Origin of the sequence: Arthrobacter sp. NPDC057013 (assembly GCF_042674585.1) — a bacterium.
Taxonomy (GTDB): domain Bacteria; phylum Actinomycetota; class Actinomycetes; order Actinomycetales; family Micrococcaceae; genus Arthrobacter.
Map to the genome: position 1 here is coordinate 1 of NZ_JBHUSE010000057.1, position 1,058 is coordinate 1,058.

1 protein-coding gene is annotated in these 1,058 nt (G+C 60.9%); it reads right to left on the reverse strand.

Going from position 1 to position 1,058, the window contains the following annotated elements; all coding sequences use genetic code 11:
* Positions 1 to 434 precede the first annotated feature (434 nt).
* Positions 435 to 1,058 (reverse strand): DUF5134 domain-containing protein (locus tag ACFTSA_RS24480; RefSeq protein ID WP_377954698.1); only part of this gene is annotated, 624 nt, incomplete at its 5' end.

Here is a 1,058-nt window from a genome sequence, read left to right on the forward strand (position 1 = left end):
CAACGGGTGCGAAACCCCGACAACAGCTGAAGTTTCAATATCGACAGTCATGCTAATTCTCCTAGATAAGTCCCTGACAGGATGAGGATGTCTACGGCCCCGAAGCCTGGTGGTGTTGCCGTTGGGGCGATAGGCGGAAAAGGGTTCCTTGGATTCTCAGAACTGTTCGTCCTTGGCAGATCTGTTCATCTCCGGGCGCCGTATGAATAGGTGTGATACCGGTCACCCGCGTTCCTTTCAGAAGCAAAACTACGCGAGGGAATTCACTTGGGAAAGTTATTTATAGACATTTCCTTGAGAAATTCGGCACCATAAATTCCCACCCCCGTTAACATGTTGGAAACATTCGAAAACACGGCAACACGCAAAACGGCGGCACCCTGGTGGGTGCCGCCTTTGTCGTCCTGGCTTTGCAGGTTTGAGGCTGCGCCGGGTTATGTGGTGGTGGCGAACATGAGGGCCATGCTGGTGGCGCCGAGGGCTTCGAGGGCGTGTTCTGTGCGGGTGGAGTGTTTGCGGGCGGTTGTGTGGTGGGTGGGTGTTGTCCGGTTGCGGATCAGGAGGATGAGGAAGGTCAGTGCGGCGGTGGTGAACAGGAGTGTGAGGAGGATGCCGGGGGTCAGGCCGAGTGCAGGTGCCGCTGTTGGGGTTCCTGTCGCTGGGGTGTGGGGTGTGGTGGCCATGGCGTGGTGGGCATGGTCCATGGGCATCGGCAGGGGTGTTCCGCCGGGTTTGCCGGTTGCGGAGGTGGTGGTGCTGCCGGGGTGGGTCATGGTGGCGATCATGAGGGCTGCGGCGGTCATGGTGAGGGCGTGGTAGGCGCATTTGAGCCGGCCCTGGGTGCCGGCGCAGAGGAGTTTGTACTCGGGGCGGGCGACGGCCTGGATGATGAACCAGAGAGCGGCGCCGGCGAGGAGTCCGATCTGGGCCAGGAGGGTGGAGGGTGCCAGGTTCCAGAGCATGGCGGCCATCAGGGTGTTCATGAGGGCGTGCAGGGTGTTGTTGACCCGGTCGGTGAGGTGGGCTGACCTGTAGGCCTGCCAGAGCTGGTAGGCGCC